Source organism: Tumidithrix elongata BACA0141, from assembly GCF_036349135.1.
In the GTDB taxonomy this organism is placed as follows: Bacteria; Cyanobacteriota; Cyanobacteriia; order Pseudanabaenales; family Pseudanabaenaceae; genus Tumidithrix; species Tumidithrix elongata.
Genome location: NZ_JAZBJZ010000008.1, coordinates 25166 through 47814 on the forward strand (window position 1 = coordinate 25166; position 22649 = coordinate 47814).

At 46.3% G+C, this 22649-nt stretch carries 25 protein-coding genes and 2 tRNA genes; 12 read left to right on the forward strand and 15 right to left on the reverse strand.

The features are described 5' to 3' along the window. Positions 1-62: 62 nt before the first annotated feature. Positions 63-344 carry a GlsB/YeaQ/YmgE family stress response membrane protein gene (locus tag V2H45_RS03485; RefSeq protein WP_330482227.1) on the reverse strand — a complete coding sequence of 94 codons (282 nt, stop codon included), beginning with the start codon at positions 342-344 and terminating at the stop codon, positions 63-65. 156 nt (positions 345-500) lie between these two features. Continuing rightward, entirely contained in the window at positions 501-1247 is a 747-nt protein-coding gene (locus V2H45_RS03490) for a DUF502 domain-containing protein (RefSeq protein ID WP_330482228.1), read from the reverse strand. Between the two features lie 115 nt (positions 1248-1362). Here V2H45_RS03490 and V2H45_RS03495 point away from each other — a divergent pair, with 115 nt between their 5' ends. The 5 genes from V2H45_RS03495 (at position 1363) to V2H45_RS03515 (ending at position 3525) form a co-directional block, all read left to right on the forward strand. Then, positions 1363-1806 (forward strand): tRNA (cytidine(34)-2'-O)-methyltransferase, encoded by a 444-nt coding sequence (locus tag V2H45_RS03495; protein ID WP_330482229.1) that lies wholly within the window; start codon positions 1363-1365, stop codon positions 1804-1806. Positions 1807-1914: 108 nt separating this feature from the next. Beyond that, positions 1915-2166: a hypothetical protein gene (locus V2H45_RS03500; RefSeq protein ID WP_330482230.1), complete on the forward strand. Its 252-nt coding sequence runs from the start codon at positions 1915-1917 to the stop codon at positions 2164-2166. Continuing rightward, positions 2141-2503 carry a type II toxin-antitoxin system PemK/MazF family toxin gene (locus tag V2H45_RS03505; protein ID WP_330482231.1) on the forward strand — a complete coding sequence of 121 codons (363 nt, stop codon included), beginning with the start codon at positions 2141-2143 and terminating at the stop codon, positions 2501-2503. Before V2H45_RS03500 ends, V2H45_RS03505 begins: the two co-directional genes overlap by 26 nt. Before the next feature lie 385 nt (positions 2504-2888). Beyond that, positions 2889-3116, forward strand: coding sequence for a hypothetical protein (locus V2H45_RS03510; RefSeq protein WP_330482232.1), 228 nt, complete (start codon positions 2889-2891; stop codon positions 3114-3116). A 1-nt stretch (position 3117) separates the two neighbouring features. Next, the gene (locus tag V2H45_RS03515; protein WP_330482233.1) at positions 3118-3525 is read left to right on the forward strand and encodes a putative toxin-antitoxin system toxin component, PIN family; all 408 of its coding nucleotides are present in this window, start codon (positions 3118-3120) and stop codon (positions 3523-3525) included. A gap of 291 nt (positions 3526-3816) precedes the next feature. Here V2H45_RS03515 and mutS read toward each other — a convergent pair whose 3' ends face one another. After that, positions 3817-6519 carry a DNA mismatch repair protein MutS gene (gene mutS, locus V2H45_RS03520; protein ID WP_330482234.1) on the reverse strand — a complete coding sequence of 901 codons (2703 nt, stop codon included), beginning with the start codon at positions 6517-6519 and terminating at the stop codon, positions 3817-3819. 135 nt (positions 6520-6654) lie between these two features. Here mutS and V2H45_RS03525 point away from each other — a divergent pair, with 135 nt between their 5' ends. Next, complete coding sequence (locus V2H45_RS03525) at positions 6655-7542, forward strand: alpha/beta fold hydrolase (protein WP_330482235.1); 888 nt, start codon at positions 6655-6657, stop codon at positions 7540-7542. A gap of 80 nt (positions 7543-7622) precedes the next feature. Further along, positions 7623-7814: a hypothetical protein gene (locus V2H45_RS03530; protein WP_330482236.1), complete on the forward strand. Its 192-nt coding sequence runs from the start codon at positions 7623-7625 to the stop codon at positions 7812-7814. Between the two features lie 98 nt (positions 7815-7912). On the opposite strand, the gene V2H45_RS03535 is transcribed toward V2H45_RS03530, so the two are convergent. Then, positions 7913-8599, reverse strand: a complete 687-nt coding sequence (locus tag V2H45_RS03535) for a hypothetical protein (protein ID WP_330482237.1) — start codon at positions 8597-8599, stop codon at positions 7913-7915. Positions 8600-9243: 644 nt separating this feature from the next. On the opposite strand from V2H45_RS03535, the gene glyA reads away from it, so the two are divergent. Beyond that, positions 9244-10539, forward strand: coding sequence for a serine hydroxymethyltransferase (gene glyA / locus V2H45_RS03540; RefSeq protein ID WP_330482238.1), 1296 nt, complete (start codon positions 9244-9246; stop codon positions 10537-10539). Between the two features lie 143 nt (positions 10540-10682). Here the strand turns inward: glyA and V2H45_RS03545 are convergent, their stop codons facing one another. Further along, a complete protein-coding gene (locus V2H45_RS03545) occupies positions 10683-11471 on the reverse strand; it encodes a sulfite exporter TauE/SafE family protein (protein WP_330482239.1) in 789 nt (262 codons plus the stop codon). Positions 11472-11532: 61 nt separating this feature from the next. On the opposite strand from V2H45_RS03545, the gene V2H45_RS03550 reads away from it, so the two are divergent. Continuing rightward, positions 11533-12657, forward strand: a complete 1125-nt coding sequence (locus tag V2H45_RS03550; RefSeq protein WP_330482240.1) for a THUMP domain-containing class I SAM-dependent RNA methyltransferase — start codon at positions 11533-11535, stop codon at positions 12655-12657. 317 nt (positions 12658-12974) lie between these two features. On the opposite strand, the gene V2H45_RS03555 is transcribed toward V2H45_RS03550, so the two are convergent. The 4 genes from V2H45_RS03555 to pgeF form a co-directional block, all read right to left on the reverse strand. After that, positions 12975-13048: transfer RNA gene (locus V2H45_RS03555), tRNA-Val, on the reverse strand. A gap of 50 nt (positions 13049-13098) precedes the next feature. Next, the gene (locus V2H45_RS03560) at positions 13099-13776 is read right to left on the reverse strand and encodes an SDR family oxidoreductase (RefSeq protein ID WP_330482241.1); all 678 of its coding nucleotides are present in this window, start codon (positions 13774-13776) and stop codon (positions 13099-13101) included. A gap of 91 nt (positions 13777-13867) precedes the next feature. After that, positions 13868-13941: transfer RNA gene (locus V2H45_RS03565), tRNA-Arg, on the reverse strand. A gap of 126 nt (positions 13942-14067) precedes the next feature. After that, positions 14068-14814, reverse strand: a complete 747-nt coding sequence (gene pgeF, locus V2H45_RS03570; RefSeq protein WP_330482242.1) for a peptidoglycan editing factor PgeF — start codon at positions 14812-14814, stop codon at positions 14068-14070. A 122-nt stretch (positions 14815-14936) separates the two neighbouring features. Here pgeF and hemB point away from each other — a divergent pair, with 122 nt between their 5' ends. Then, positions 14937-15929: a porphobilinogen synthase gene (hemB, locus tag V2H45_RS03575; protein WP_330482243.1), complete on the forward strand. Its 993-nt coding sequence runs from the start codon at positions 14937-14939 to the stop codon at positions 15927-15929. 18 nt (positions 15930-15947) lie between these two features. Then, positions 15948-16706, forward strand: a complete 759-nt coding sequence (locus tag V2H45_RS03580) for a pentapeptide repeat-containing protein (RefSeq protein WP_330482244.1) — start codon at positions 15948-15950, stop codon at positions 16704-16706. Positions 16707-16781: 75 nt separating this feature from the next. Here the strand turns inward: V2H45_RS03580 and wecB are convergent, their stop codons facing one another. From wecB to panB, 6 genes are all read right to left on the reverse strand, one after another. Continuing rightward, on the reverse strand, positions 16782-17915 hold the full coding sequence (wecB, locus tag V2H45_RS03585) for a non-hydrolyzing UDP-N-acetylglucosamine 2-epimerase (protein ID WP_330482245.1): 1134 nt from the start codon (positions 17913-17915) through the stop codon (positions 16782-16784). After that, on the reverse strand, positions 17912-18940 hold the full coding sequence (locus V2H45_RS03590; RefSeq protein ID WP_330482246.1) for a hypothetical protein: 1029 nt from the start codon (positions 18938-18940) through the stop codon (positions 17912-17914). Before V2H45_RS03590 ends, wecB begins: the two co-directional genes overlap by 4 nt. Positions 18941-19084: 144 nt before the next feature. After that, positions 19085-20050 (reverse strand): acetyl-CoA carboxylase carboxyltransferase subunit alpha, encoded by a 966-nt coding sequence (locus tag V2H45_RS03595; protein WP_330482247.1) that lies wholly within the window; start codon positions 20048-20050, stop codon positions 19085-19087. Positions 20051-20268: 218 nt separating this feature from the next. Then, positions 20269-20592: a hypothetical protein gene (locus V2H45_RS03600; RefSeq protein WP_330482248.1), complete on the reverse strand. Its 324-nt coding sequence runs from the start codon at positions 20590-20592 to the stop codon at positions 20269-20271. A gap of 64 nt (positions 20593-20656) precedes the next feature. Continuing rightward, complete coding sequence (gene hisB, locus V2H45_RS03605; RefSeq protein WP_330482249.1) at positions 20657-21256, reverse strand: imidazoleglycerol-phosphate dehydratase HisB; 600 nt, start codon at positions 21254-21256, stop codon at positions 20657-20659. 173 nt (positions 21257-21429) lie between these two features. Next, positions 21430-22221, reverse strand: a complete 792-nt coding sequence (panB, locus tag V2H45_RS03610) for a 3-methyl-2-oxobutanoate hydroxymethyltransferase (protein ID WP_330482250.1) — start codon at positions 22219-22221, stop codon at positions 21430-21432. A 168-nt stretch (positions 22222-22389) separates the two neighbouring features. Here panB and petP point away from each other — a divergent pair, with 168 nt between their 5' ends. Beyond that, on the forward strand, positions 22390-22587 hold the full coding sequence (petP, locus tag V2H45_RS03615; RefSeq protein ID WP_330482251.1) for a cytochrome b6f subunit PetP: 198 nt from the start codon (positions 22390-22392) through the stop codon (positions 22585-22587). Positions 22588-22649 lie beyond the last annotated feature (62 nt).

Sequence of the window (22649 nt, forward strand, 5' to 3'; positions counted from 1 at the left end):
TTCGTCGCTGACAACCAGCTTGCAACCAAACGACTCTCTTTTAGGCTAAACGCAGTAGCCAGTTACCACCTTCGACGTGAGAATAGGTGAATGAACGCCACAAAAAGGGCAGCACCGATAATTGACCACAGGATTGGAAAGGGATGTCCATCAATGGCGATCGTAAAAGGCTCTGGGAGTTTGAGTGCCTGAGCCACCCAAGGACCAAGAATAGCTCCGATGAAGCCAAGGGCTATGGAGACGATTAACCCGCCTTGAACGTCACCCGCGATGGCTTTTCCGATAGCACCGCAAACAGCCGCGATTACGATGAGTAGGATAAGTCCCGATAGTGAGATGGTCATGAAAAGTCCCTTTTGATGAATAACGGGAATTATGACAACCTCGTGTTTGGTTTCATGTTGGAATTGTTGCTTGAGTTGAAAAATTACCCAATCTCTTTACTAAAAACTGGGGGTGCATTCCTTTTAAGCTTTTGCAGGGTTAATTCATGAGGTAACTCATTGATCGGCGCGTAATTGTACCTCGTGCTGTGGCAGTTCCAACTCGTTTAAAGGGACTTTTGTTGCCGTAGGAATCAGTTGTTCGGGTAAAACGATACCCGCAGAAATAATTAGCTTAAACGCGTCCTCTACGGACATCGATAGGTTTACCACATCCATTTCAGGCACGATCGCGTACCAACCGTTTGTAGGATTAGGGGTTGTGGGCAAAAAGATACTTAGCATCGACTGCTCCAAGTCTGCCTCGATTTCACCGCCGATTTCGCCTGTGACAAAGGCAATGCGCCAGATGCCCCGCCGAGGGTATTCCACCAACACGACTCGCCGAAACTTTTCGTTAGAATCTTGTAAGAGGGTTTGCAGGAGTTGTTTGAGTGTCTTATAAACTGCCCCAGCCAAGGGAATAGACTGCAAAAGCGATTCGCTGATTTTCAGCAGCCATTGACCGACAAAATTACGAGCCATCAGCCCCACGAGCAACAAACTGGCTAGGGGCACGGCTAAGCCCACCAGTAGGTTGATCAAATTGATCAGCAGGGGATGTAATCCCATTAAGGGATTGAGCTGCTTGGGAATGCGCGTCAGGAGATCGATGCTCCAAGCGGCGATGGTCAAGGTCAACCAAATTGTGGTTGCGAGGGGAATGATGACAAGTAAGCCTGCAATCAGATCGTTTTTTACAGCTTGAACAAATCGCTCTTGAAAAGTCGATTCAGCCTTTAGATTACTTTTCCTTACTGACATAACCTCACTGTTAGCAAATTGGTAATTTCGACAGTTACTATCCTAAATCTAAGATTAGACTAGTGCTAGTCAAAATGTAACCATCCGCACAAAAATTCAGAAAACAAAAGTCTCTATGCTACAGGTTGTGTTAGTTTATCCAGAAATTCCACCGAATACGGGCAATATTGCGCGGACATGTGCTGCTACGAACACGCCTTTGCATTTGGTCGAACCCCTGGGCTTTGAGATTAGCGATCGCCAACTCAAACGGGCAGGCTTAGATTATTGGGAATATGTCAATTTGCAGGTTCACCCCAATTTAGAGGCGCTCAAGCAGGTGGCTACGGGACGGTTGGTTTGTTTTAGTGTCTACAGTGATCGCAGTTTTCGGGATTTTCAATTTCAGGCGGGGGACTGGTTGCTATTTGGCAGCGAATCGAAGGGTTTACCCAAAGACCTCATCGTCCAATGCGAAAATGTCTGTATTCCTATGGAACACCCCAAGGTACGCAGTTTAAATTTATCGGTAAGCGCAGCTTTAGGCTTGTTTGAGGCGAGGCGACAATTAGGGCTGTGAGTAAAGCGTTTAACTGTTGTAGCGATCGAAAATCGTGATGGCGTATTCCTGCCTATGGGAGACTTGCTTGCCTTTATAATGTTGTAGATACAGGATGCAGAAAACAAAATGCTAACTACTGTTGAAGGAATTTATCGGAATGGTCGAGTAGAATTTGTCGAACAACCTCCTAACATACATGAAGAAACGCGGGTTATTGTGGCTTTTGTTAGCTCGAACGAGATCGACCTCGCTTCTCATGACATTGACAGGGTTCAAGCTCAAGTCTTGCGAGCAAATTTGGCAACCTTTGCAGAGGATTGGGATAGCCCAGAAATGAGTATCTACGACGATTATGACGCAGCCAAAGCTAACCATTAGACGCAATGATGTTGTTTTGGTTCTTTTTCCAAACTCTAACTTGACTACTGCCAAAACAAGACCAGCTTTGGTCGTTCAAGCAGATAACTTGCTGACAGGCTTACCTCAAATTATTGTTGCGATGATTACTAGTCAGATGATGAGAGCAGGACATCCTAGGCGAGTTACTGTGCTTTTAAGTTCCATCGAAGGGCAGCAATCGGGGCTATTGACTGATTCAGTGGTCATGCTCGATAACTTGGCAACGATTACACTCTCTGCTATTCAGCGTTCGATTGGCTCATTACCCGCAATTGAAATCGATCGAGCGTTGAAACATACTCTTGGATTGCAGTAGGAGTTAGTACGGCATTACCAATCAGATGTATTGGATGGACAAAAATTGTCGATGCCGAGTTGGAGTTTACTAGCCGTTCCTAGTTTGAGGTGCTATCTAGAGGTTTGTTTTGTAATTGCAGCTTCGTTAATACGCCTACCTGCAAATCAAGACTTTGATTCGTACAAGTCTCGGTAAATTACCATGTTTTATCCAGAAAGTTTGAGTATAATTAGTAAATGGGTTATTTTATTCAAAAAGTCTGTGTATAAGTACTAGTAATATTTCTTAAGAAGGGCTAAATAACCCTAAGTAGGGATAGGCAATGATTATTTTGAATTTCGACAACATCCAAGGGCTTATTCGTTAGACAGTATCTTTATTAGAAGATGTTAAGTAATTAGCGATGAAAACAAAAACCATCAAAATCCGCGTTAATGCTGAGGTCGCTCGTATCTTTGAGGCTGCATCTGATGAACAACGCCGCAAATTAGAGGCACTACTTAGCCTCAAGCTGAGTGATACAACGCGAAGCAAAAAGACTCTAGAAATGGTTATGAGCACTATTAGTCGGAATGCTCAAGGGCGAGGATTGACCCCAGAAATTCTGGATTCAATTTTAAGTGAGAATTAACGTGCGCTACGTTTTTGATACAAACGTGATTATTAGTGCGCTCCTATTTGAGAATGGAAAGCCCGCTCAAGCACTTCGATATGCTCTAGCAAATGGAGAAGTGTTATTGTCGCTTGACCTTTTGGAGGAATTGAATGAGGTATTGGGACGCGAAAGATTTAATCGGTATGTGACAAGTGAAGAACGAGAAGAATTTTTAGAAGCTTTAGTAGAGAGAGGAGTTCTAATTGAGATAGTTGAAAACGTGCAAGAATGCCGAGATCCGAAAGATGATAAAGTTTTAGACTTGGCATTGAGCGGAAAAGCCCAGTACATAATCAGTGGTGATAAAGATTTGCTTGTATTACACCCATTTCGCGATGTGATGGTGGTTACGGCAGAAGCATTCTTACAGCAAATTGCATTCTGACAAACCACAGAATTTATCCTAAAACTAAGGCTGGACTTGATCTTATCCCAATTTCACTTGAATTTGCAACAGATCGAGGTTTGAGTTTCGCGCTCCACGCGGTCTTTCAAAAACAATGCGACGCATTAATTTTTGAAAATGGTATTACAACCTTTATCTTGTGGTGAATTTGATCGGAATTTGCTGTAAAAACTATCGGAGATGAGTAGTAGGGGCATGGCTAAATAACTGATTGCTATGATTAGCTTTGATGAGTTTCCCATTAAGTGTTATTGATCGCCACCAGAACTCCTAAATATCGCGATCGAAGATGCTCAATTGCGCTTTATCTGGTTTGGTTTTGCTCTTAGCTGGAGCTTTCTCAGGTGAAGGATTACCAGCATTTCTAAGTCCCGTGGCAATGCGGCTGTTGCGATCGATGTAGGCAAGGAGTTGTTTGGCTCGACTGATTACTGTGGGTGGCAAGCCCGCCAAGCGACCCACCTCGATACCATAGGAGCGATCGGCTCCACCAGGTTGAACTTGATGCAAAAAGATGATTTCGTCTTCCAACTCCTTCACCGTAACTTGGAAGTTTGCCACATTGGGGAGCAAACTCGCCAACTCATTTAACTCATGGTAGTGTGTCGCAAAGATGGCGCGTGCCTTTAGCGCAGTGGCGAGGTATTCTGCGACTGACCAAGCGATCGCCATGCCATCAAACGTAGAAGTTCCCCGACCAATCTCATCTAGCAACACCAGAGAAGTTTCCTTGGCATGATTGAGAATGTTTGCCGTTTCATTCATCTCTACCATGAAGGTTGATTGTCCTGTCGCCAAGTCATCCACTGCGCCCACTCTAGTAAAGATGCGATCGCATAAGCCTAAATTCGCCACATCCGCAGGTACAAAACTTCCCACCTGAGCCATCAGTTGAATCAATCCCACTTGTCGCAAAAAGATACTTTTCCCGCTCATATTCGGCCCCGTCAGCACGATCAGATCGGGGTGTTCGCTATCTGGAGAGGATTCTGTGTCTTCAGGGTTCGCGGATAACGGATAACCCAAATTCACAGAATTGGGCACAAAGAATCCTGCGGGTAAGGACTGCTCTACGACAGGATGGCGACCATTTTTAATCTGAATCGAACGATTCTCAGCAATCACGGGACGACAGTAATTGTAGGTAACTGCTACCTCAGCAAAACTACAGAGCGCATCGGCTGCGGCTAAAGCCTGCGCGATCGCGCGCATCGGTTCGATATGTTTGGCGACTTCCGTTCGCAATTCGATAAACAGTTCGTACTCCAAAAGATTCAAGGCTTCCTTGGCTTTGGCGATGCGAGCTTCTCTTTCTTCTAACTCTGGTGTGACATAGCGTTCCTCATTTGTGAGGGTTTGCTTGCGTTTGTAGTCCTTGGGAGCCTGATCGCTTTTGCCCTTTGAGATGCTGATGTAGTAGCCAAATGCCTTGTTATAGCCGAGTTTGAGCGTACTGATGCCCGTGCGTTCTCTTTCTAGTTTCTCTAAATTTGCCAGCCAATCGAGATCCGCCTTCGCCTGTTGGCGCAATTCATCCAGTTGCGAATTCACACCTGCTCGAATCAGATCTCCTTCCGTGAGGTAAATCGGCGGTTGTTCCACGAGGGTATTCACCAAGCGATCGCCGAGTTGTTCCAAATCCAATGGTACCTGTTGCAAGCCAATCAGATAGGGAGAGCAAGCATCGAGGACTACCTCAGAAACATCCCTGAGTTTTCCGAGGGACTGGGCTAGGGCAATGAGATCTCTGGCATTGGCAGTACCAGCCCCGACGCGACTGCATAGCCGTTCGATGTCATAAATCTGGTTGAGAACGTGGCGTAGGCTCTTGCGCAGGCTGTGATTTCTAGAGAGTTCTGCGACCGTATCGGCGCGATCGCCAATGGCTTGAATATTCTTTAAAGGCTGCAACAACCAGCGGCGTAGGGCGCGGCTCCCCATGGCTGTGGTGGTTTTATCCAATGCCCAGAGCAGAGAGCCATAGAGGGTGCTGTCTCGAACCGTTTGGGTGATTTCTAGATTTCTACGGGTTTGGTGATCGAGCAAGAGATAGTCGCTCACCGTATAGGTGGAAAGATTCTGTAACGGAGTCTGGAGATTTTTTTGGGTCGCGGATAGATATTCCAGCAGTCCGCCCGAAGCGCGAATTGCCAAAGGCAGGGCATTACAGCCAAATCCCTCCAGCGATCGCACGCGAAAGGTTTCCAGCAATCGCTGTTTGGCTTCAGCAAGGGAAAAAGGTGTTTGCGATCGCTGCGTGTAACAAAGGGAGTCGGGTAGTTTTGTGTAAGCCGAGGGCAGTTCTATGGGTTCGCGCTTTTCGGCGATCGCATCTTGTGTAGGATGATGCTCGGGCTGATTTTTGGCTTTAAAGAACTCTTTTAATCCATGCAAATTAGGACTATCCATCGGTAAGAGCACCTCTGCGGGTTGCAGTCGCAAGAGTTCCTGTACCAACTGTTCCGTACTGCGCAACTGGGTCGTCTGGAATTCGCCCGTGGAAATATCGGCATAGGCAAGCCCCCAGTTTTCTGCGGCATTCACCACTGCCACCAAAAAATTATTGCGCTTTGCGGGCAGCATCCCCTCTTCGATCACCGTGCCTGGCGTGATCACCCTTGTCACTTCCCGCCGCACCAATCCCTGCGCCACAGCGGCAGATTCCATTTGATCGCAGATCGCAATCGAAAATCCTTTCTCGACTAATTGGGCAGCATAGCGATCGAGGGCATGGTGCGGAATGCCTGCCATGGGAATGCGCCCGATTTCCTTTCCCCCTTCTCTACCTGTGAGGACGAGTTCTAATTCGCGGGAAATGAGCTGGGCATCTTCAAAAAAAGCTTCGTAAAAGTCACCTAGCCGATAGAGCACTAAGGCGTGGGGATACTGATCTTTGGTTTCAATGTAATGCTGCATCATCGGTGTGAGTGCAGCGCGATTGACCTGAGTAGTAGTGAGTAACGGCGCAGTCATTAAGTCTAAGTCTATAGAATTTTTAGTTGTGGAGCTTTGTACTAGTCTAGTTTGATTTAGTCGATATTCTGGTTGATATTCTGTAAGTTAGGATAGTAGTTAAGATATGTAAAGAAAACCCATTTGAGCGACTTCATGACTGCAATCTCTACTATGCCGATCGCTGGAGACTATTGGCTTTGGCGCGACCAGAAAATCTATTACACCCAAGCAGGACAAAACTCGCAAAAGCCGCCTTTGTTACTCGTGCATGGGTTTGGCGCATCAACCGATCACTGGCGTAAAAATATTACCGAACTCAGCCGCGATTTTGAAGTGTGGGCGATCGATATGCTGGGCTTTGGTCGATCGCAAAAACCCAACTGGCAATATAGCGGCGATCTCTGGCGCGATCAGTTGCATGAGTTTATCGAGCAAAAAATTGGTCGCCCTACGGTCATTGCTGGGAACTCTTTGGGGGGCTACGCTGCTTTATGCGTGGCAGCCGATTATCCGCAGTCTGTGGCAGGCATCATCTTGCTCAATAGTGCGGGGCCTTTTACCGATACCAATCCACTGGGCGCGAAAAAGATTAATCCCGTGCAAAAAGCCGTGGGTAAAGTCGCCCAATCGGTTCTCAAGCAGCCCTGGGCTAATAATTTGCTGTTTCAGCTAGTCAGACGGCGATCGCGCATTCGTCAGACCTTGCTCAAGGTCTATGTCGATACATCTGCTGTAACTGACCAATTGGTCGAAGAGATCTATCGTCCTTCCTGCGATCGCGGTGCAGCACAAGTATTTGCCTCGGTTTTTAGTACGCCACAGGGTAAAAAAGTCGATGAGCTGTTGTCGGTGATGACTTGCCCTTTACTCAATATTTGGGGAGAAGGCGATCCTTGGATGAATACAAGGGCGCGGGGAGCCAAGTTTAAGGAGCATTACCCTACACTCATAGAACATTATGTAACGGCAGGGCATTGTCCCCATGACGAAATTCCCGATCGCGTCAATGAGTTGATCCGAAATTGGCTAAAGGCATTATGATTTGTTTCCAACGATCCCAAATAACTTATTTGGGGTCGGGATCGATGGCTAGCGATCTATAAAATCTGTGAGGATGTTTTATGGTTACGAAAACAATTTCTGCTCAAGACCTGATCGAACGGTTGCGAAAGTATAAGAGTGAAAGCGAACGATGGAAGCTTCTCTATCAAGACACCCTAGAAGCTCTCCAGCGGGAACAGGAAGCTCATGCCCAAACCAAGAGCAATTTATTTAAAATTCTTGGCGATGCGATCGCGGCTCGAACCTCTTAAATCCATTTCAATTCCCTACGCTACTGGCAGTCTCACCCCATCCTGACGGCTGCCAGATCGATTCCCAAAGAGGAGTATTTTTGTCACGTCAAAGTACTTTAGAAATTTTGTGCGATCGATAGCCCAATTTCATTTGACAGGTGTTTGAGAAATAAAGTTCTTTGAGAGGGATTATCAAATAAGGGCTTGTTTTTGTAAAAATGCCTTGAGATAAAATCTTTTAAAGACTTCTTTTCAAAGGTAGATTTTGAATCTGATGATTTAGATAAACCCGTTCTCTGCAAAAAGAATATCTTTTGATTTAACGGAAGTTTTTGATATTCCAAATTTAGTTTGTTGATGATTTCAGCATTCTCAACCTGAGTTTGGGCTGTTGTATCGGGAGGCGAAGTTTTTTTATTATTACAATAAATTTCTGCGGCTCCAATGATTACGATCAAAAAGAAACAGGCAAATATTTTCCAAAAAGGACTGATCGAATGTGATTTTTTGTAATCATTGATTTGTTTTCTGTAAATTTCTTGGGGAGTTTGTTCCCATACAAAACATACAGATTCATCCAGCAAGCTCTTTCCAAATAGGCATCCACCTGAAATATGCCCTTCTTTTCTTTCTGCTACGATTCTAACGGTATTGAGACTTGCTGATTCACTATCTCTTTTACCTACAAGTCGCTTATTAATATCGGGACCATCGGCAAAGCACTGAATATTTTCTGGCTTACCACAGAGGTTTTTGACGTCAACGTAGGGATTTTCTTTGCCAATATGCCATTTGCCGCCCATTCTCACAAAATAGTAGGGCTTGCTAACCTCAAAACCAGGGACTTTTTTTAGCTCCTCGATCGTTGGTAATTCATTAAACCATTGCTCGATTACTCTTAAGGAAGGATTTGGGCGATTCACTTCTCAAAAATTGGCTCTCTTTAAAATAGAAACAAAACACGTTTGGATTTCAAGATCCGATGCGTTTTATATTGAGAGCCACCCGCCCACTCCACTTGAGATTTAGCGCTTACATTGAAACTGACTTCATCAGTAAGAAGCGTAAAACGCCTGTGGAAAAGTAGACTCTAGCCCTAAATATACTTTTCACCAAATTTGAAATACTTAAAATCCTTATTGAAAAGGATGCTTTGGAAATAACCCACCTAATAAAAACAGCATGTTGAGATTCGCAAATCCTCCATGTTTATGTTTTTATTAAATATAAACGAAATTTTCCAACAAATTCGTTTGTAAAGCTATCAGCCATTTAGCGCAATCAAGAATTCTCTGGGCTAGCTGCGATTCTAAATAAAAATCCCATTCTTAAGCTTGTGCCCCAACACCGATATCCCCTTGCCGTAACAAATTGCTCAATCTGGCGTGTTAGCATATCTCAATATGACTTGCGTGCATGGATAGCACTACGTTTAGGAGATATTTGAGTGGCAGACATTTCATTTTTAGCGAATACCGACCCCGCGATCGCAGGCCTGATTAATCAAGAACTAGAGAGACAGCGCAGCAATATTGAATTAATCGCCAGCGAAAACTTTACCTCTCCTGCGGTAATGGCAGCACAAGGCTCGGTACTGACCAACAAGTATGCCGAAGGCTTGCCTAGTAAGCGGTACTACGGTGGCTGCGAAATTGTGGATGAGATTGAGGCGATCGCGATCGATCGCGCCAAACAACTCTTTGGAGCCGAACATGCCAACGTTCAACCCCACTCAGGCGCACAGGCTAACTTTGCCGTGTTTTTGACTCTTTTAGAGCCCGGCGATACCTTTATGGGTATGGACTTGTCCCACGGTGGACACTTAACCCACGGCTCACCTGTGAACGTCTCGGGCAAATGGTTTAAGGCAGTGCATTATGGCGTTAGCCCAGAAACCGAACAGCTAGATTACGACATGGTGCGCGAACTTGCCTTGAAGCATAGACCCAAGTTATTGGTCTGCGGCTATTCTGCCTATCCTCGCGTGATTCAGTTTGATAAATTTAGAGCGATCGCTGACGAGATTGGAGCTTACCTATTTGCCGACATTGCCCATATTGCTGGTTTGGTGGCAACAGGACATCATCCCAATCCAATTCCTTTCTGCGATGTGGTCACAACCACAACCCATAAAACCCTACGCGGCCCCCGTGGTGGCTTGATTCTCACCCGTGATGCGGAACTGGGCAAAAAACTCGATAAGGCTGTGTTCCCCGGGACTCAGGGTGGGCCTTTAGAGCATGTAATTGCAGGTAAGGCAGTTGCCTTTGGTGAAGCCTTAAAACCTGAATTTAAAGCCTATTCTGGCGCAGTCATTGCGAATGCTCAAGCGATGGCAACACAACTGCAAAAACGTGGATTTAAGTTGGTTTCTGATGGCACAGATAATCACTTGATGCTGATCGACCTACGTTGCATTGGCATGACTGGCAAGGTTGCCGATCTGCTTGTCAGTGGGGTTAATATCACGGCAAATAAAAATACGGTTCCCTTCGATCCGACTTCACCGTTTGTCACCAGTGGCTTGAGAGTGGGTTCTCCCGCCATGACCACAAGGGGCTTGGGTACAGAGGAGTTTCGCGAGATCGCCGATATTATTGCCGATCGCTTGCTCAACCCAGAAGACGAAGCCGTACAAGAAACCTGCAAACAAAGAGTTGCCACCCTCTGCGATCGCTTCCCACTCTATCCCGATCTCTATACGGGACAAGCCCTAAAGGTTCCTGCTTTAACCAGTCGCTAAAGCCTCAACGGAAATTCTCGATCCATTGTGAAAATGCCTCTCTTTAATAACGCCAGAAATAACGTCAGAATAACGTCAATTTGGAATAAGAGAACCTATACCCCCAGCCCCCTTACAAAAGTAAGGGGGCTGTTTGATAATCGCTAGCCGAGAATGAAAAAGTAAGCCGTCATACTCACTGCTACGATCGCCACAAATCGCCGCACGATCGCAGGTTGAATCTTTCGAGCAAAACGCGCAATGATATAGCCGCCCAAGGAACCGCCCACCGCCATCAGTAGGGCTTGGGGCCATACAATTACACCCGCAAAGATAAAGGGAACAATGGCAATCCCATTGATGCAGGTTGCCAAAAAGGCTTTTAAAGCATTCATGGCGTGAATATTTTTAATGCCCGAAAGCGTTAAGGTTGCCAGCATTAAAATGCCGATACCTGCCCCAAAAAAGCCGCCATAGATGGCGATCGCTAGTTGCGCTACCACCAAGCTCAAGAGGGACGGTGGCTCAGAGGATGATTTCTGACTCAGCGCTTGGATTCGGGCTTTGATCGATTCGCCAAAGATAAATACCAGCGTTGCCAGCAGCAATAAATAGGGAATCAGTTTCTTAAACACATCGGGAGAGGTGAATAGCAAGGCGATCGCGCCCAAGATGCCACCGACTAAACTGGTGATGCTCAAAATCAAGATCGAGCGTCCTTGCATATCCAAATCTTTGCGGTATGCCCCCGCACTCGCCAAACCAGCCACCCACATCGCCGTGTTATTGGTGGCATTCGCTGCGATCGGCAAAACCCCTGTAAAGATGAGGGTTGGGAAGGTAATGAAGCTCCCACCCCCTGCTACGGCATTGAGACCACCCCCAAGAAAGGCAGTTCCAAACAGAAAAATACTATTCAACGGCGTCAGCGTTGGTGGATCGATTGCGATCATAAAGTTAGGTCAGCGGAAAGGGAACTTAACAAATCACTACAATCAACCGTATCATAGGTTTATGAATCAATATTTTGCAACGGTAGCCCGAGGACTAGAAACGCTTGCGGCTCAAGAGTTAGAGCAACTCGGCGCTCATTCCGTAGAGCCAGGATTTTGTGGAGCTGCCTTTGAGGGCGATCGCGCCTTGCTCTATCGCGTCAACCTTTTTGCAAGACTACCGTTCCGAATTTTATGGAAACTGGATGAATTTCCCTGTCGCGATGCCGAGGATCTCTATGAAGGGATCAGGGCGATTGATTGGGCGGAGTATCTCACGCCAGATTTGACGCTGGCAGTCAATGCCACAGGTAAAAGCGATCGCCTCAACCACACCCACTTTACGGCGCTTCAGGTTAAAAATGTGATCGTCGATCAGCAGCAAGATCGGTTTGGGGCGCGATCGGATGTCGAGACCCAAGAACCCGATGTACGCATTGGCGTGCATATCGATCGCGAGGTTTGCACGGTCAGTCTCGACAGTTCTGGCAATAGTCTGCACCGTAGGGGCTATCGCCCAGCGGTAGGCTCAGCCCCCCTTAAGGAATCTCTGGCAGCCGCATTGATTCAAATCTCAGGTTGGCAACCAGAGCAGATGTTTTACGATCCGCTCTGTGGTTCTGGAACCCTACCCCTAGAAGCCTGTTTGAAAGCGCTAAATATTGCTCCAGGAATGTTTCGCGATCGCTTTGGATTTGAGACTTGGCTCGACTTTGACCTCTCCCTTTTCAAGCGGTTGGCGCAAGAAGCGCAGGAAGGCGAACGCGATACGCTACCCGCACCGATCTGGGGTAGCGATCGCAATCCTAACGTGATCGAACAAGCGATCGCAAATGCTAAGACCTGCGGCGTACTGGAACATGTCTATTTCTCTCAAATCGAACTTTCGGAAGTATGTGCGCCCGCTGATAGTGGTGTCTTTTTCTGCAATCCCCCCTATGGCGAACGCTTGGGAAAAGATAGCGATTTGGGCGCATTCTATAAGCTATTGGGGGATGTGCTCAAACAACGATTTAAGGGTTGGACTGCGTTCGTGCTGAGCGGTAATAAGGAACTATCGCGATCGATTGGACTAAAGTCATCCCAACGAACAGCAATATTCAATGGAACGTTACCTTGTCAATTAATGAAGTACGAACTGTATTGAGGTGAGCATTCCTGAAATTTCATGCAGTGAATCATCTTAACGATTCATTTCTTTTTGATTCCAAGATAACTTGCAGCTATACTTCGCACTATTGGCGCTAGGAGCTATACAAATTTAGGCAAAGCGATTCAGGACGCTTTTGCTCAACTTTCTTTGGTGGATATTTTAGGATGGTTCATACATTGCTGTTACTGTACCTCACCAGACTAGGAATGCTATGCAGTATCTATGCAAAGTCGAATCGATAAACTCAATTTAAGCGTCTTAAAAGAAAGTTTTTCGCATAACACCGTTTACTAAGACAGAGTTTTGAAGTATGGACACAACTGGACTCGAACCAGTGACCCCCACGATGTCAACGTGGTGCTCTAACCAACTGAGCTATGCGTCCTAGAACAATCGGACTATTAATATACCATAGACCGTGAATTTGGAAGATACCTACAGTAAAAATTCTTCAAAAGGTATTGGGTTATAGATCTTGTCACGATCGATCGCTGCGAGAATCTTATTGTTACAGCGATCGCTTCGCAAACATTGACAGACGAGATCGGCAACATCTGCGCGGTGAATCGTGCCCGAAATCTTAGGATTTTCTGTGAGAATACCCTTACCTGTGGGTGGTTCAGACTTTAAGCCCCCTGGACGAATAATCGTATAAGTTAACCCACTCGCGATTAGATAATTTTCTGCCTGAGCTTTTTCGATAAGAACGCTTTTTAGTGCTTGCAAAGCTTGTGAAGGAAGCGCTTCGGCACTATCACCACTTCCAATCGAAGAAATCAGGATAAACTTTTTGATGCCTGCTTTTACCGCACTATCGATCAGGTTTTTGTTTCCTAAAAAGTCGGCTCTCACACCATCTTTGGGCAAACCACCAATGGTACTGACTACTAAATCAGGAGCCTCGCGCAGCATAATTTGCTCTAGCACGGTTGTATGTAAAGCGTCGGCGATCGCCACGGAAATGCCCATTGCTTCCAATTCGACTTGGTAGGTTACATCTCTCAAAAGCGCTACAATTGGATGATTTTGAAACAGGGAATTGGTCGTTAAGTACTTGGCGATTTCTCTGCCTACACCACGACTAGCACCTGCTAAAAATATGCGTTCAATCATGCCCGAAAGACATCACAGTACCGATGAGAATTGGTTTGATTTATGTTTTAACAGCTAGTTAAATCAACGTAATTGATTTACTAAATTAAAACGGGCTAGGAGGGATTCGAACCCCCGACACCGTGGTCCGTAGCCACGTGCTCTAGTCCACTGAGCTACAAGCCCTTAACTTGCATTAGCAAGAATAACACATCTTGATCGAAAACCGTCAAAATTTCTCTTGATTAAAATTCAATGGGATTTAGCTATAAGGATCTGGCTACGATCTCCTAAATTCTGTAGTGCAAGATTTCACCGAATCGCAATGCCAGACCATTGCACCTGTGGCGATCGCTTGGCTTCTACACCATGTTCTAAACAATAACGGCGATAGGAAAAAAAATGTTCGGGGGTTTGTAAGGTGCAATAGGGTGCGATCGCCACTTGCTCGGGGGCAATTCCCAACTCCTTAAGTTGTTGTTGCTGCACGAGGCGCAGATCTAAACGACAGCGATCGGGTTCTCGATCGGGCGTTACACCAACGGGTGTTTGAATCGTTGCCACTACTTGCTCTGCGACAGATTGGGATACTTGATAGGCTTCTCCTGTAATTGCAGGACCGAGTGCCACTAACAAATCTTTTAGCTCGCTACCCCGTTGGCACAGTTGGATCACCGTTTCTTTGACAATTTTTGCCGCAGTACCCCGCCAACCCGCATGTACTGCGGCTACTGCTCCAAGACGGCGATCGCCAATCAAAATCGGAACGCAATCAGCGGTGCAAACCCATACAGAGGTCGGTGCATTAGCAAACTCAGGGCTGACCCAAACCCCATCGGCTTCGGGTAAAGGCGGCTCGGTGGAAATGTCTTGAGCGTGAATTAAGCGATCGCCATGCACCTGTTTGGCTCGATAGGCCACACCCTCCGAGTAAAAACTCCTATGCAAATCTTGGGGCATTTGAGGATTGTGCGATCGCGTAAAAAAGCCGTGTTGCCACTGGGACAACAGATCGCAGGTGAGAATGCCGTCGCGCCAATGCCAGCTAGAACTGTCCATATTTAGGATGTATCCTTGTTTTGGTACAATACAAGATCTGAGAGAATTTCAAAAAAATTTACGAATAAAGCTCAATTACAACTCCAATTGTAAAGTTATTTTAACCTTAATCGAGAATTTTCATGTCACTTACTCACCGCCCCCGTCGCCTACGCCGCAATCCTGCGATTCGTCGCTTAGTTAAGGAAACCCATCTCACGGTTGACGATCTGATTTACCCCATGTTTGTGATGGAAGGGGAAAATACCAGAGTTGAAGTTCCCTCTATGCCCGGAGCCTATCGCTTTACGCTCGACCTGCTACTTAAGGAAATTGCAGAAGTTTATGACCTCGGTATCAATGCGATCGCTCTATTTCCTGCGGTTCCAGATGAAAAGAAAGATGTTACGGGCAGTGAAAGCTATAACCCCGATGGATTGATTCAGCGATCGGTACGCGCGATCAAGCAAGCGGTTCCAGATATTCTTGTCATTACCGATGTTGCCCTCGATCCCTTCACCACCCACGGTCACGACGGCATTCTCGATGAGAATGGCATTATTTTAAACGATCCCACTGTGGAAGTTCTGGTCAAAATGTCCCTGTCTCAAGCTCTAGCGGGTGCAGATATGGTGGCGCCCTCTGACATGATGGACGGACGCATTGGAGCAATTCGTCAGGCCCTTGACGAACACGGCTACGAACACGTTAGCATTCTTGCCTACTCTGCTAAATATGCCTCCGCCTATTACGGGCCTTTTCGGGATGCTCTGGGTTCTGCACCCAAGTCTGGAGACAAAAAAACCTATCAAATGGATCCTGCCAACACGAGAGAAGCGCTCAAAGAGGTTTATCTGGACATTGCTGAAGGTGCAGATATCGTCATGGTCAAGCCTGCACTCGCCTATCTCGATATTATTGCCAAGGTCAAAGAAGCCACCGACTTACCCGTAGCTGCCTATAACGTCAGTGGAGAATACTCCATGATCAAGGCAGCAGCGCAATTGGGATGGATTGACGAGAAAAAAGTAATGCTGGAAACCCTCACCAGTATGAAACGCGCTGGTGCAGATATTATTCTCACTTACTTTGCCAAAGAAGTGGCACAGATTTTGGGTGTCCATCCTCGGTATTAGGCTTAGCAATAAAATTTCATGGAAGCAAAACATCTCTTAGAACAATACGCCAAGGGAGAAAGAAATTTCAGCAGGTTAAAGCTGAGTGGAATATTCCTAACAGGGGCAGAGTTGAGTGAGGTCAATCTGATTGAATCAGATTTAGATGGGGCTGTTTTAGATTTAGCCAATCTAGAAGGCGCCGAATTAAATCTCACCAGTTTGAATGGTGCCAATCTGAGTGGGTCTGATTTGTCTCAAGCTAATCTCAATGGAGCGAGTTTAAATCGAGCTTCTCTTATTGGTGCGAACCTAACCGAAGCGTTTCTAATTGATGCAGATTTGAGCGAAGCCATTTTGCTAGAGGCAACGCTCATCCGTGCTTTTTTAACAGGAGCGAACCTAACTAAGGCGAATCTCAACCGCGCCAAATTTAGTAATGCTTTCTTAACGGGGGCGTTTTTAAATGGCGCGAATTTGAGTGGAGCCAATCTGGTGGAAGCTGATTTAACGAGGGCTAACCTTACGGGTGCAAATCTCACAGGCGCAGATCTCAGTCGTGCTAATCTTACCGATGCCAAGTTAAGTTGGGCTAATCTCACAAATGCAAAGTTAGTTGGTGCTGACTTGACAGGAACTTACTTAGTTACTTTGAGAAGTATTACTGGAGCCGATTTTACCAATGCCCGAAATGCTCCTACTCCCACGGTTGAGCACGAAGAGTCCAAAGTTGAGAAAAGCGAACCAGAGGAGATCGAACCCCAAGAACCTGAATCAACCCAGAATTCAGATAGATAAATGATTGGTCAGATAGGCGCACTTAGTCGCTTCTGTTGATATCACTTCTACGCTCCTAAATGCAAATCTTACCTTTTAGGAGCCAACCTTAAAATAAGCCCTAATAATATTGGCAATCCTTTGACTAGATCTCCCATCGCCAAAGGGATTCGCCACATTTGCCATGCTTTGATAGATTGCGCGATCGCTGAGAACTGCCGTCGTCATCTCTACAATCCCTTTTGTTTCCGTACCGACGAGTTTGGCTGTACCTGCGGCGATCGCTTCGGGACGTTCTGTATTAGAGCGCAGAACTAGGACGGGTTTGCCAAGGCTAGGGGCTTCTTCTTGGAGACCGCCAGAGTCGGTCATAATCAGATAGCATAGCCGCATCGCTCCCACCAATTGTTCGTAACTAAAAGGTTCCGCCAAAAAGATGCGAGGATGAGATCCCAAGAGCGCTTGCAAAGGTTGCCGCACGACAGGATTGAGGTGCATTGGCAAGACCAACGCCACATCAGGGAAGCGATCGAGAATTTCTAACCAAGCTTGGGCGATTTGTTCCAGAGGTTTGCCCCAATTTTCGCGGCGATGCACGGTCGCCAAAATCACTCGATAGGCTGACCAATCTAAGCCAGCAACATCACAAACAGGCGATCGTGATGAGACATGTAGCAGCGCATCAATCACTGTATTCCCCGTATTGTGAATTCCTTCCTTTACACCTGAGGCGCGAAGATTCTCTACTGCCATCGATGTGGGTGCGAAGTGGAGTTGAGCGATTTGCGATACGAGGCGACGATTGCCTTCTTCAGGATAGGGATTGAATAGATCGTCGGTGCGCAAGCCAGCTTCCACATGACCGACTGGAATGCGTTGATAAAAAGCTGCAAGAGCGGCAGCAAAAGCAGTGGTTGTATCCCCTTGAACCAGAACGATTTGAGGCTTAATTTGGAGAAATAGTTGTTCTAAACCGACCAAACTGCCACAGGTAATTTGGGTCAGCGATTGCTTGGGCTGCATAATTGCGAGGTCGTAATCTGCCTGTAACTCAAATAAGTTCATTACTTGAGCCACCATCTCTTGATGCTGCCCAGTCAAGATAATTGTGGTTTTAAAATCTTGACTCTGTGCCAAAAATCGAATCACAGGGGCAAGTTTAATCGCTTCTGGGCGCGTACCAAACGTGACACAAACATGAATGGGGAGAATTTGGGAGGCTGCGGTCATGAGTGCTTTGCGATTCTCTGGGGAATGTATGCCGCCAAATTATAATTGCTTAAGGTATTTCCTAGTAGTTTTGCTGCTGTACTCTTTCCTACATGAGAACTTCCCGTTAAGTAATGAATACTGGGAATCAGTGCCACAAGAAAAAGACAGGTCAAGCAGTATTGCAAGATTTGGATGGGCAGGCTTGGTGTTTGTGCAAGGACTTGGGAAAATTGATTCAGTTTACTGAGAGAAGGCTTATCGGCAGGGTTAGAAAAATCGGAAGAAGCAGTTCCATTTGTACTGATTGACTCAGGGTTGAGGCTGGCATGGTGGTTTTTGCCATGGTAAAACCCCATCGTCGTTAAGGGTGTCACGGGAGGTAAAGTAGGTAATGGAATTAGTGGTGGATTGAGATCCGTATTTTGTGCGTTACTTCCCAAGATAGCAGTTTGTGAGGTTGCAGTTTGCGAGGTTGCAGTTTGTGGATATGCAAGTTTTGATAGCGGATCGCTGAATTCGCCCAGAAGCTCCATGACAAAATCTTCGCGATCGCTGCCGTTCAAATTTGGTGTCTGTTTAGATATGGCGAGATTGCTTGGAAACTTTATATAAGGACTTTTGGGCTGGGATGTGTGGGGAATTTGGTTGGGATTTGGCTGCAAATTTGTTAGGAAATTTGGTTGGGAGGTTAGGCGAGAATTCACAGGTGCAACGCTTTGACTATCCGTGGGAAGGGCAAACTCATCGATCCAGACTGGCTCAGATTGCTCCGATCGCTGCAACGAAATGCGAACTGTAGACACATTTCTAACCCCAATTTTAATCAGCCACTTTTGAATCATCGATCCTAAGGCTTTACGATTGGGAATTTTTCCACTGCCATTGGGCGATCGCCCTAGATCGGTAATGGCGATCTGCATGCAGTCATCCTGCCGATCTACCTCTATGACCATCCCCTGAGCGCCGAGCTGATGATTCATCAAGGAGGAAATTACTTTTGTATTCCCCATATGTACCTGTTCTAAAAGGTCAATTTGCGCCATGACAGTAGGTTCCCTTATCCAAGCCTTTAAAGGGCGAATCATAAAGTACAAAGCTTACATTTCTGCAAAAGTATCGTCTTTACCTAGAAATTCAGCCAAATGTACTAAACAATTCACTAAGCCAAATGTAGCAGATTTATGGGCTTAACCTTCTAGAAAAACACCCATTTTGCGAAACTTTTGATAGCGATGCTCTTGCAGATCGCTGGCTTCCATTTTGCTTAATCGACTGAGATTGCTAATGAGGGCAGATTTGAGCGCTGCCGCAGCTTTTAGGGGATCTCGATGGGAGCCACCGAGGGGTTCTGCCAAAATTTGGTCAATAATGCCTAGACGTTCGAGATCGTTGGCGGTAATTTTTAGTGCCTCTGCAGCTTTGGGAGCCTTCGCCGAATCGCGCCATAAAATTGCGGCACAGGCCTCAGGTGTAGCTACGGTATAGACAGAGTTTTCAAACATCATGAGATGATCGCCGACCCCAATGCCTAATGCCCCACCAGAGCCACCTTCACCAATGACGGTACAGATAATCGGGACGCTAAAGCTAAACATTTGACGCAGGTTGACCGCGATCGCTTCTCCCTGTCCCTGCTCTTCGGCAGATACCCCAGGATCGGCTCCGGGCGTATCAATTAAGGTGACAATGGGCATACCAAAGCGATCGGCATATTCCATCAGCCGTAATGCCTTGCGATATCCACCAGGGGCAGCCATACCAAAATTACGGGCGATGTTGTCTTTGGTATCTCGTCCCTTTTGATGCCCCACAATGACCACCGACCAATCTCCCAGTTTGGCAATGCCACCAACTAAGGCGGGATCGTCATTACCACGGCGATCGCCATGCAATTCGAGCCATTCATCGGTGATCGCTTGGACATAATCGAGCGTACTAGGACGACGCGGATGGCGGGCAATCTGCATCCGTTGCATCGGTCCTAAGTTATGAAATATTTCCCGTCTGAGCTGATCGGCACGCTGCTCTAGGTGTTCGATCTGGTCGCTAACGTCAACATTGGTTTCCTGTGACAAGTTGCGGATCTGCTCTATTTTTCCTTCTAACTCTACCAGTGGCTTTTCAAAATCAAGCAGGATGGGGCGGTCAGACATTCTTTTTATCTTTAACTTACTAAAACTGGAGCAAAAGATACAATTTTGCTTTAACTCTAATTGTAAAGCGCAAGATGACCGAATAAGCCCTACATTTCACTGGGCAAACTCAGTATTTAGGATATTAAGGTCATCCTAAGAATCTTCTCCACCCATTCTATAGGGGCAGGCAGGGTAGCACTGCCCCTCGATTTGGGATTTTGCTTGATAGCAATCACCTAAAAGGTATTTTGCAATTCCTCGACTAGATCGGAAGCGGTCTGGTTATCGGGACCTGCCACCGCAAAAAACACAATGCGGCGCTCAGCTACACATCGAATTGTGGCGCTGTACCTACCTCTGACTGCAAATGCGCCGCTACCAATAAACTCAAAATTTTTGGTAAAGCCTGCCCGTTTCATCGCTGCCCCAGCATTATCTACGCATTCTTCTTGGGTAAGATTTGTCGTCTTAATGTGGTTGAAAATGATCGGATATTGGGCAAAAGCAGCTCCTGGTAACAAAATTGCGCCTAGCAAAGGCACGAATCGTAGAAATTTCATGATTTATCCCCTCGAAAAACTTACTTTAAGTTGACCTAAAATCATCTCGGACACTTAAAGGTGCCTACAAAACACCTTTGGAGCTGGGAATTACTCCAGCCCGTCGCGGATCGGCTTCGATCGCCATTCTTAAAGACCGTGCAAATGCCTTAAATGTTGCCTCAATAATGTGATGAGAATTCACCCCATCAAGCTGACGAATATGTAAGGTAATCTGGGCATGGTTGACGATCGCTTGAAAAAATTCTCGCACCAACTGCGTGTCATAGGTACCCACTCTTTGCGTTGGGATTTCAAGCCCATAGACCAAATAGGGACGACCTGAAAAATCAAGCACAACTTGGACTAAGGCTTCATCTAAGGGCGCGACAAAATGACCAAACCTCACAATTCCCTTGCGATCGCCTAACGCTTTGCCTAACGCCATGCCCAGGGTGATCCCGACATCCTCATTGGTGTGATGATCGTCGATATGCAAATCCCCAGTCGCCTGAATGTCTAAATCGATCAGCCCATGGGAGCAAATCTGTTGCAGCATATGGTCTAAAAACGGAATGCCTGTATTCACGTCTCCCTTGCCGCGTCCATCTAGATCTAGTGCCACAGTAACGTCGGTTTCTCCAGTTTGGCGGTGCACTTTGGCGGTGCGATTGGTATATGACATAAAGGGTAAAAGGGGAAAAAAGGTAAAAAGACTCGGAATTTAGGGCGAAGTATGCGGAGAACGATCTTACTATGAAGTAAAGGCGATTGATGCTAGAGTCCGTCACCCCTAAAGGTTTCCAGTGTTATCCAAAGCATTCCTCCATCCGTCTGCAAAATTTAAACTCGGTTGCCTTATTGGGGCGGCTTTACGGGTGGAAAGGTATGATGTCGCACGTCCTGACAATAGCGATCTACCGTGGTCGCGATCGCCTCGCTCAAGTCGATATATTTGGGTGCAAATGGGGGCTGTTTGTCAGAAAGCCCCAACAAATCGTGGGTGACGAGAATTTGACCGTCGCAGGCGCTCCCTGCACCAATCCCAATCGTAGGGACTGGAATGGTTTTCGTGATTTTTTCAGCCAGCTCGGCGGGAATATGTTCCAAAAGCAAGGCAAAAACACCTGCATCTGTCAAAGCTTTAGCTTCCAAAAAGATTTTTTCTGCCATGTCTGGGGTGACGCCTTGAATGCGATAGCCCAACTGATGCACAGACTGCGGTGTGAGCCCGATATGCCCCATCACAGGAATACCTGCCTGTACCAGTTTGCCAATCGTATGTACCATATCTGCATATCCCCCTTCGAGTTTGACCCCTTGGGCATTGGTCTCTTTGAGAACTCGTCCTGCTGACTGCAAGGCTTGTTCGTAATTAACTTGATAGCTTAAAAAGGGCAAATCCACCACCAAGAGCGCATTGGTAACGCCACGACTAACCGCTTGGGCGTGGTGAATCATTTGATCGAGGGTAAGCGGTAAGGTATTGCGATGCCCCAGTGCCACCATTGCCAGAGAATCCCCCACCAAAATTAGGTCTGCCCCTGCTCGATCGATGATTTTAGCGATCGCATATTCAGAAGCCGTTAGGGCAGCGATCGCTCGTCCTTGTTGCTTCCATGTCTGCAAATGTGCGTGAGTTACTGGCATACGATCGATGTTTAGCCTAAAAAATTGTATGGATATTGTCAAAACCAAGACTTACTTGTTTTGCCTGTCATCTCTCCTATCCTAATCCCAAAACTTGATCCAAAAATTAATGTAAACTCTTTAAGAGAATTCTAAGCATTGATAAGTTTAAGTACAAAATTAATAACTATGAAAGTGGGTCAGAAAGTTCGTGTTCGCTCCTTTAAAGACAACGTTAGCAAAGATGTCGCAGGTAAAGTTGGCGAAGTTGGCGTGATTAAAGAAGAAAAAATTGTTGATGGTGGTGGCTGGGGCTACATCGTTACCTTCCCTGATAATCGATCCACTTGGTTTTTTTCGGATGAGCTAGAATTGGTTGCTTACTAGGAGGTTGCTCTCAAGCGATTTCCGCTCGTTTGAATATCCACGTTGGCTGAGCTAATGAGAAT

What these genes read in the sequence shown, in the direction of transcription:
- V2H45_RS03485 (WP_330482227.1), bottom strand. Translation starts at nt 344, where the DNA reads ATGACCATCTCACTATCGGGACTTATCCTACTCATCGTAATCGCGGCT.
- V2H45_RS03490 (WP_330482228.1), bottom strand. Translation starts at nt 1,247, where the DNA reads ATGTCAGTAAGGAAAAGTAATCTAAAGGCTGAATCGACTTTTCAAGAG.
- V2H45_RS03495 (WP_330482229.1), top strand. Translation starts at nt 1,363, where the DNA reads ATGCTACAGGTTGTGTTAGTTTATCCAGAAATTCCACCGAATACGGGC.
- V2H45_RS03500 (WP_330482230.1), top strand. Translation starts at nt 1,915, where the DNA reads ATGCTAACTACTGTTGAAGGAATTTATCGGAATGGTCGAGTAGAATTT.
- V2H45_RS03505 (WP_330482231.1), top strand. Translation starts at nt 2,141, where the DNA reads ATGACGCAGCCAAAGCTAACCATTAGACGCAATGATGTTGTTTTGGTT.
- V2H45_RS03510 (WP_330482232.1), top strand. Translation starts at nt 2,889, where the DNA reads ATGAAAACAAAAACCATCAAAATCCGCGTTAATGCTGAGGTCGCTCGT.
- mutS (WP_330482234.1), bottom strand. Translation starts at nt 6,519, where the DNA reads ATGACTGCGCCGTTACTCACTACTACTCAGGTCAATCGCGCTGCACTC.
- V2H45_RS03525 (WP_330482235.1), top strand. Translation starts at nt 6,655, where the DNA reads ATGACTGCAATCTCTACTATGCCGATCGCTGGAGACTATTGGCTTTGG.
- V2H45_RS03530 (WP_330482236.1), top strand. Translation starts at nt 7,623, where the DNA reads ATGGTTACGAAAACAATTTCTGCTCAAGACCTGATCGAACGGTTGCGA.
- V2H45_RS03535 (WP_330482237.1), bottom strand. Translation starts at nt 8,599, where the DNA reads ATGGGCGGCAAATGGCATATTGGCAAAGAAAATCCCTACGTTGACGTC.
- V2H45_RS03545 (WP_330482239.1), bottom strand. Translation starts at nt 11,471, where the DNA reads ATGATCGCAATCGATCCACCAACGCTGACGCCGTTGAATAGTATTTTT.
- V2H45_RS03550 (WP_330482240.1), top strand. Translation starts at nt 11,533, where the DNA reads ATGAATCAATATTTTGCAACGGTAGCCCGAGGACTAGAAACGCTTGCG.
- V2H45_RS03560 (WP_330482241.1), bottom strand. Translation starts at nt 13,776, where the DNA reads ATGATTGAACGCATATTTTTAGCAGGTGCTAGTCGTGGTGTAGGCAGA.
- pgeF (WP_330482242.1), bottom strand. Translation starts at nt 14,814, where the DNA reads ATGGACAGTTCTAGCTGGCATTGGCGCGACGGCATTCTCACCTGCGAT.
- hemB (WP_330482243.1), top strand. Translation starts at nt 14,937, where the DNA reads ATGTCACTTACTCACCGCCCCCGTCGCCTACGCCGCAATCCTGCGATT.
- V2H45_RS03580 (WP_330482244.1), top strand. Translation starts at nt 15,948, where the DNA reads ATGGAAGCAAAACATCTCTTAGAACAATACGCCAAGGGAGAAAGAAAT.
- wecB (WP_330482245.1), bottom strand. Translation starts at nt 17,915, where the DNA reads ATGACCGCAGCCTCCCAAATTCTCCCCATTCATGTTTGTGTCACGTTT.
- V2H45_RS03590 (WP_330482246.1), bottom strand. Translation starts at nt 18,940, where the DNA reads ATGGCGCAAATTGACCTTTTAGAACAGGTACATATGGGGAATACAAAA.
- V2H45_RS03595 (WP_330482247.1), bottom strand. Translation starts at nt 20,050, where the DNA reads ATGTCTGACCGCCCCATCCTGCTTGATTTTGAAAAGCCACTGGTAGAG.
- V2H45_RS03600 (WP_330482248.1), bottom strand. Translation starts at nt 20,592, where the DNA reads ATGAAATTTCTACGATTCGTGCCTTTGCTAGGCGCAATTTTGTTACCA.
- hisB (WP_330482249.1), bottom strand. Translation starts at nt 21,256, where the DNA reads ATGTCATATACCAATCGCACCGCCAAAGTGCACCGCCAAACTGGAGAA.
- panB (WP_330482250.1), bottom strand. Translation starts at nt 22,221, where the DNA reads ATGCCAGTAACTCACGCACATTTGCAGACATGGAAGCAACAAGGACGA.
- petP (WP_330482251.1), top strand. Translation starts at nt 22,390, where the DNA reads ATGAAAGTGGGTCAGAAAGTTCGTGTTCGCTCCTTTAAAGACAACGTT.